We start from the raw sequence: 7417 nt of genomic DNA, 5'->3' as shown, positions 1-7417 counted from the left end.
GCGTGCATCAACCCCACACTCGACAGCGGTGCGACCCGCGTTGAACTGCGCGGTAGCGTGGAGTGGTGACTGCAGCGAACAACCTGCCCCGCACCGTCGGCGAACTGCGTGCCGCCGGGCACCGTGACCGGGGAGTCAAGCAAGAAATCCGGGAAAACCTGCTGGCACGCCTCGCCGAAGGCGCAGACGGTGAAGCGGTTTGGCCGGGCATCCTGGGCTTCGACGACACTGTGCTACCGCAGCTGGAGAGGGCGCTGATCGCGGGCCACGACTTCGTGCTGCTCGGCGAGCGCGGCCAGGGCAAGACCCGGTTACTGCGGGCGCTGGTGGGCCTGCTCGACGAGTGGACGCCGGTGATCGCCGAGGCCGAACTCGGCGAGCATCCCTACTCGCCGATCACCCCGGAGTCGATCCGCAAGGTTGCGACCCTCGGCGAAGATCTGCCGATCGAATGGAAACACCGCAGCGAGCGCTACACCGAAAAGCTGGCCACCCCCGACACCAGCGTCGCCGACCTGGTGGGCGACATCGACCCGATCAAGGTCGCCGAGGGCCGCAGCCTGGGAGACCCCGAGACCATCGCCTATGGCCTGATCCCGCGGGCGCACCGCGGCATCGTCGCGGTCAACGAGTTGCCCGACCTGGCCGAGCGCATCCAGGTGTCGATGCTCAACGTGATGGAGGAGCGCGACATTCAGGTGCGCGGCTACACGCTGCGCCTGCCGCTGGACGTGTTGGTGGTCGCCAGCGCCAACCCCGAGGACTACACCAATCGGGGCCGCATCATCACCCCACTCAAAGACCGGTTCGGTGCCGAGATCCGCACGCACTACCCGCTGGAGCTCGACGCCGAGGTGGGCGTGATTCTGCAAGAGGCCCATCTGAGTGCTCAGGTGCCCGATCATCTGATCCAGGTGATCGCCCGGTTCGCCCGCTACCTTCGGGAATCCAACTCGGTCGATCAGCGATCCGGGGTTTCGGCGCGGTTCGCGATCGCGGCCGCCGAGACGGTTGCCGCTGCTGCGCGGCATCGCGGCGCGGTGCTTGGCGAAACCGAGCCGGTGGCCCGGGTTGTCGACCTGGGCACCGTGATCGACGTGCTGCGCGGCAAGTTGGAGTTCGAGTCGGGCGAGGAAGGACGCGAGCAGGCCGTGCTCGAACACCTGTTGCGCCGCGCCACCGCCGACACCGCGTCTCGAGCGCTCGGTGGCCTCGATGTCGGTCCGCTGGTGACAGCGGTCGAAGGCGGTTCCGCGGTGACGACGGGGGAGCGTGTTTCGGCGAAGGATGTGCTCGCGGCGCTGCCCGACCTTCCTGTCATCGAGGCGATCGCGAAGCGGCTGGGCGCCGAATCCGAGGGCGAGCGCGCCGCCGCGCTGGAATTGGCGCTGGAGGCGCTGTATTTGGCCAAGCGCGTCGACAAGGTGTCCGGGGAAGGCGAAACCGTTTATGGTTAAAGCGCATTCGTCCCGGTACTCGGCGTATACCGGCGGGCCCGACCCGCTGGCCCCGCCGGTGGACCTGCGCGAGGCGCTCGAGCAGATCGGGCAAGACGTGATGGCGGGCACCTCGCCGCGCCGGGCGCTGTCCGAGTTGCTGCGGCGGGGCACCAAAAACATGCCCGGGGCCGACCGGCTGGCCGCCGAGGCCAATCGGCGACGACGAGAGCTGTTGCGCCGCAATAACTTAGACGGGACTCTGCAGGAGATCAAAAAGCTCCTCGACGAGGCGGTGCTGGCCGAACGTAAGGAACTGGCCCGCGCTCTGGACGATGACGCGCGGTTCGGCGAGCTGCAATTGGACGCGCTCTCGCCGTCGCCGGCCAAGGCCGTGCAGGAGCTATCCGACTACAACTGGCGCAGCAGCGAGGCGCGCGAAAAATACGACCAGATCAAGGATCTGCTCGGTCGGGAGATGCTCGATCAGCGCTTCGCCGGCATGAAGCAGGCACTCGAAGGTGCCACCGACGAGGATCGTCAGCGCGTCGGCGAGATGCTCGACGACCTGAACGATTTGTTGGACAAGCACGCTCGTGGCGAGGACACCCAGCAGGACTTCGACGACTTCATGGACAAGCACGGTGAGTTCTTCCCGGAGAATCCACGCAATGTCGATGAGTTGCTTGATTCGCTGGCCAAGCGCGCCGCCGCTGCGCAGCGGTTCCGCAACAGCTTGAGCCCGGACCAGCGTGCCGAGTTGGATGCGTTGGCGCAGCAGGCATTCGGATCGCCGACGCTGATGCAGGCGTTGAATCGACTTGATGCCCACCTGCAGGCGGCGCGGCCCGGCGAGGACTGGGAGGGCTCGGCACAGTTCTCCGGCGACAACCCTCTGGGCATGGGTGAGGGCGCCCAGGCGCTGGCAGATATCGGCGAGCTGGAGCAGCTGGCCGAGCAGCTGTCGCAGAGTTATCCCGGTGCGACCATGGACGACGTCGACATCGACGCGCTCGCGCGCCAACTCGGCGATCAGGCCGCCATCGACGCGCAAACCCTTTCCGAGCTCGAGCGTGCACTGGTCAATCAAGGCTTCCTGGACCGCAGCTCGGATGGCCAGTGGCGGTTATCGCCGAAGGCGATGCGAAGGCTCGGCGAAACAGCGTTACGCGATGTGGCAGAACAACTTTCCGGCCGCCGTGGTGAACGTGACCACCGCCGTGCCGGTGCAGCCGGCGAACTGACCGGCGCCACCCGGCCCTGGCAGTTCGGTGACACCGAGCCGTGGAACGTCACCCGGACGCTGACCAACGCGGTGCTCCGGCAGGCCGGAACCTCGACTCTCGACGGCCCGAACCCCGCCATCAAGATCACCGTCGACGACGTCGAGGTGTCCGAGACCGAAACTCGAACCCAGGCGGCGGTGGCGCTGCTGGTCGACACGTCGTTCTCGATGGTGATGGAGAACCGCTGGCTGCCGATGAAGCGAACGGCGCTGGCACTCGACCATTTGGTGCGCACGCGATTTCGTTCGGATGCGTTGCAGATCATCGCGTTTGGTCGCTACGCCCGAACGATCAGCACCGCGGAGTTGATGGGTCTGGAAGGCGTGTACGAGCAAGGCACCAACTTGCATCACGCGCTGGCGTTGGCCGGCCGGCATCTGCGGCGGCACCCCAACGCGCAGCCTGTGCTGTTGGTGGTCACCGACGGGGAACCGACCGCGCACCTCGAAGACTTCGACGGCGACGGCTCGGCGGTGTTTTTCGACTACCCGCCGCATCCGCGGACCATCGCCCACACCGTGCGCGGCTTCGACGACATGGCGCGACTGGGCGCACAGGTGACCATCTTCCGGTTGGGCAGCGATCCCGGGCTGGCCCGGTTCATCGATCAGGTTGCGCGCCGGGTCGAGGGTCGGGTCGTGGTTCCCGATCTCGACGGGCTGGGTGCGGCCGTGGTGGGCGACTATCTGCGAGCCCGGCGTCGGAAATAGCCGCTATTTCGGGCAGGTATCGAACTGCTTGCGCAAGCGGTCCTGCACTGCGCGAGCATCAGGCGTCAAATAGGTTTCCGGATGCTGTTCACTCGCAGAGTTCGGGACGTAATTGCAGGCGCCCACTTGCACCGAACCGCTGAAATCCGGGAATTTGCCGGCGCTGTCGCCCTCCCGCCGCCAACTTAGGTCGAGCGCGTGTCCTGGCCCGGCCCCGGTGATCCCGATTACCGATACGAGATCTTGGTAGGCGGTCTCGCGGTTGTGTACGCCGACACTCAAGCTCGCGATCGCGCCGTGTGAACCCACTGTTATTGCCCAGATTATTACCGGCATGGAAGCCATCTGCTGATCGACCCGTTGCTGATCTGCGGCAGTGAACGGAAACGCCACTTGCCACGAGGGCCCCGCGATATTGGAAGCCGGCTGCAAATCCACTGACACGTGTGCGTCGTCGCCAAACCCTTCACGTATCGCGGAAAACACGTCGTCGGCGGGTGTCGTCACCTGGGTGAGCTTCAAATCCGCTGTGGAGTTGTTACGGAAGATGCCCATCTCCGCGGTGTCGACGGCACCCGATAGCCGGCGAAGGTTTTCCGCATCGGCGGCGATGCTGCCCGGGTCGAGATCGGCACCACGGCCGACTCGGACGGTCCGGCTGGGCGTCACGGCGAATTCCGCTTTCTGGTCGAACGCGTTGAGCGAGTCGCCGCGCACGGAATTGATGCGTCCGACGACGTCCTCGATCTGCTTGGTGTCCGCGTTAGGCAGGAAAACCACGATGCGAACGACGGCGCCCTGCTCAAAGTTGTTGGTGTAGCTCACGTCAGCGTCTTGGACGCCGGGCATCTCTTTGATCGCTAGCTTGAGCCGATCGGCTGCGGCCTTACGGTCCGGTGCGCCGCAGGCACTGACCACGCAAGACAGTGCGAGCGCAATCGCGAAGAGTAGAGCCGCTGTTCGCGTCATGGGTGATACGCGGGGTTGGGGATGGGCAATCCGAACGGGCCCGGTCCGCTCGGAATAGTCGGCGGCGGTAGCACGGGAGGCATGACGAGATCGTTGGGCAGACCGGCCAGCACCGCGGCCATGTTGTAGCCGCTCATGCGAAGCTCACCGTTGCTGCCGTCCCGCGCGTATTCGGAATGCCCGTAAGCCCGTTCGTGCAGAGCACCATCGCCGGGGCCCACGCCTGTGTTGACCGACAGTTGCGTCATGCCGGGAATATCCTGCGGGGCAGCGCCGAAGGCGCCGAACTCGGGGATCACATCGGAGACATGGTCGTTGACACCGATCATGTAGTAAGCATGCCCCGGCGCAACGCCCAACTGCGACACGTTGGTGAGCTCAGTTCCCGGAGAACCGTATAGGACGACGTCGCCCACCGGTGCGCCCTCCTGCAGCGCCAAGCTGGTGACCAGCGAACCATAGGAATGACCGAACGCGGTGATGTGCTGATCCGGGACATTCGTAGTCGCGGCCAGACCCTTATAGAAGTTGTTCAGCGGTCCCGCCGCGTCCTGGGCGTTCCAGTCGTGTATGACATTTTTGAGATTGTCGGGTGCGTCGTAACCCAGATACGCGATGGACGCGACCGCGTCGGGGTTCGGCAACCCCGCATTGCTGCGTAAGGTACTTGCCTCGCGGCGTTGGGTTTCGGCTTCCCGGACCATCGCGTCGACGCTGGAGCTGACCCGGGTGTTGAGACCGCCCACGGTCACCCCGACGCGTTCGGCATCGTCGACGTCACCAACGCCAACCGCGGCCAGCACCTTGTTCGGATTGCTGGTGGTGTCCAGCAGGATCAGGCTGGCGTCCGGGTGGGCAGCCAGGGTGTTGCGAAGTGCGGCCAGGTCGGCCAGCTTCGCTTGGTCGGTATGCCAGATGCCGTTGCCGTCGAGCCAGCCGTTTTGCAGCCGGGAGATCTCGCTTTGCAGCACTGGGAGATTCAGCTCGTTGCGGATGTTGTTGGGGACGCCGTCGAGGTTGCGGATCGATTGCGGGAACCAGTCTTTGAGCCGGTCTTGTTGCGCCGGCGTCAGCGAATGCCACCATTTGCCGACGTCATCGGGTGCGGTGCCCGGTGGCGGCACCTGCGGCATTTTCGGTGGCTCGTGCGAGGTTTCCGCGTTGACTTGGTCCGGTGATAAGTCGCCGTCGGCGCCGCGGATGGCCGCGGCCAGATCCTCGTCAGCTGTTTGGGCGTCGGCCAATAGCCGGGTAAGTGCCTCGGCAACCCGAAGCCACGCAGCCTCGACCTCGCGCTGATCGGCGTCGGAGAAGGACGACAGATTCTCGGGCAGGCTTACCAACCCGGTCTGGTTGTCGATCGTGAGGTGATAATCGCGCGCGGTGTCTCGGATCATCTGCAGCCGCGCCTTGATCGCAACGACCTCGCCGGCCGCTTTCTCGGCGGCCCGGCCGACGGCATCACAGGCATCGGCATGGTTGTCGAGGTTCAGCATGGTGCGATGCGCCGCCGCTCGTGCCGCGTCGGCGCTGTCACCGCCCCAATCCAGGAATTGCATGGTTTGGCCGAGCGCCGCTGATGCGGTGCGGGTACCGTGCGCGCGGCTGATTGCAGCCTGAAAAACGGCGTTGATGGCCTCCGGGCTCCAGCGATCAATATCAGCCAGAGTCAACGTCATTAGTCGCGAGGGCTCTCACCGCGGGCCGCCTCGCCGACCCTGCGCACCGCCTCAGTGTTGCGGTCGTCCATGTCGGCGAATTCGACAGCGGCGAAATGCATGTCACACGAATGCTTGCCGAAACGGCGAAGATGAGCGTCGCTGGTGGTCTGCCAGCCGTCCAACAGGTTCGACAACGCGCCCGCCGAAGCGCCCACCCACCCAGATTGTGCGCCCGCGGCCTCCGCATGAGCCGACTGCTGCCGGGCTAGCAGATCCTCCCCGTGATTGGCCACTTCGTTGCCAGCCGCAGATAACGCCGTCGGGTTAACCCGCAACTTGTCTGCCATCGCCCAAGTATCGCATAACCGCAGGCGTCGGCCACTCACCAATAGTGGGCGTGACCAGGCCCTTCGCAAAGCCTATCGCTGGTTTTTGCGGGCTTTCCGCTTGATGCCGACCCCGCCCCACAGGGCGAAACCGTGGATGCGCACGGTCGGCGCACCGGGCGTGCCTTGGCCGGCAACGCCGTGCTCGAACCCGCCCATCACGCCGTGGCCCTTGATCTCGACGTTGACTTCGGGGGGCAGCAGGATGGTCTGCCCGCCCATGATCGAGGTGGCGTTGATCTCGACCTCGGTCGAGGTGAAGTCGGCGTAGCGCAGGTCGATCACGCCGCCGCCCCACAGCGCGAACGTCGTCAGCTTCTTGGGAACGTTCCATCGGCCGCGGCGTTCGAACGCGCTCATGATCGCCAGCAGCAGCATCGACGGCGCCGGCTTGGTAGCGCCGCCACGTTGAGGATTCACCGACGAGCCGAGCAGATCCGCGTGCAACTGGTCGAGTTCGTCGTAGGTCTGCGCGGCGTACGCCCTGGTGAGCCGGTCCTCGTAGTCGCTCATCTGGAGCCGTCCTTGAGCGGCGGCGTCGGTGAGCAACTGGGCCACCTGCATGCGATCGGTCTCGGCGGCGCGCATGACTGCGGTCCCCGGGTCCTGCGCGCCTCGCTGCCGTGACTTGCTCATCAGTGACGAGCCTACGACGAACAAAATTTGCTGCAAGGGATGTTCGCCAAACTGCTGCGCACCCTCAGACTTCACTCAGGTGGTAGGGCGGGAATTGTCGGCCGCGCGCTGGGCAAGCCGGTCGTAGATCGGTTTCGATCGCAGCGCTACGGCGATCAGCATTGCCACCGCGCAGGCACCCAGCATGGGTGGCAACTGATTGGTGTTGCCGGTCATCTCGGTCGCCAGGATGAGCCCGGTGACGGGAGCGTGGACGGAAGCGGTGAAGAACGCGGCCATCCCGATCAGCGCGCAGGCCGGCAGGCTCGGTACCGCATGCGGCGTCAGGTGGAC

7 protein-coding genes are annotated in these 7417 nt (G+C 65.5%); 2 read left to right on the top strand and 5 right to left on the bottom strand.

The features are described 5' to 3' along the window. Nucleotides 1-62 precede the first annotated feature (62 nt). Both WBF82_RS18565 and WBF82_RS18560 read left to right on the top strand, forming a co-directional pair. Nucleotides 63-1457 carry a sigma 54-interacting transcriptional regulator gene (locus WBF82_RS18565; RefSeq protein ID WP_424384420.1) on the top strand — a complete coding sequence of 465 codons (1395 nt, stop codon included), beginning with the start codon at nucleotides 63-65 and terminating at the stop codon, nucleotides 1455-1457. Then, complete coding sequence (locus WBF82_RS18560) at nucleotides 1450-3432, top strand: vWA domain-containing protein (RefSeq protein WP_424384419.1); 1983 nt, start codon at nucleotides 1450-1452, stop codon at nucleotides 3430-3432. The genes WBF82_RS18565 and WBF82_RS18560 overlap by 8 nt, the downstream gene beginning before the upstream one ends. 3 nt (nucleotides 3433-3435) lie before the next feature. Here WBF82_RS18560 and WBF82_RS18555 read toward each other — a convergent pair whose 3' ends face one another. The 5 genes from WBF82_RS18555 to WBF82_RS18535 form a co-directional block, all read right to left on the bottom strand. After that, complete coding sequence (locus tag WBF82_RS18555) at nucleotides 3436-4401, bottom strand: hypothetical protein (RefSeq protein WP_424384418.1); 966 nt, start codon at nucleotides 4399-4401, stop codon at nucleotides 3436-3438. Then, a complete protein-coding gene (locus tag WBF82_RS18550; RefSeq protein WP_424384417.1) occupies nucleotides 4398-6080 on the bottom strand; it encodes an alpha/beta hydrolase in 1683 nt (560 codons plus the stop codon). The genes WBF82_RS18555 and WBF82_RS18550 overlap by 4 nt, the downstream gene beginning before the upstream one ends. Continuing rightward, nucleotides 6080-6409 (bottom strand): WXG100 family type VII secretion target, encoded by a 330-nt coding sequence (locus WBF82_RS18545; protein WP_424384416.1) that lies wholly within the window; start codon nucleotides 6407-6409, stop codon nucleotides 6080-6082. Before WBF82_RS18545 ends, WBF82_RS18550 begins: the two co-directional genes overlap by 1 nt. Nucleotides 6410-6481: 72 nt before the next feature. Beyond that, nucleotides 6482-7084, bottom strand: a complete 603-nt coding sequence (locus WBF82_RS18540; protein WP_424384415.1) for a DUF1707 SHOCT-like domain-containing protein — start codon at nucleotides 7082-7084, stop codon at nucleotides 6482-6484. A gap of 75 nt (nucleotides 7085-7159) precedes the next feature. Further along, a partial coding sequence (locus WBF82_RS18535) for a chloride channel protein (RefSeq protein WP_424384414.1) occupies nucleotides 7160-7417 on the bottom strand: 258 nt, incomplete at its 5' end.

This window comes from Mycobacterium sp. (genome assembly GCF_049673265.1).
Lineage (GTDB): Bacteria > Actinomycetota > Actinomycetes > Mycobacteriales > Mycobacteriaceae > Mycobacterium.
Note: the sequence above shows the minus strand (reverse complement) of the source record. Positions and strands in the feature narration are given on the sequence as shown.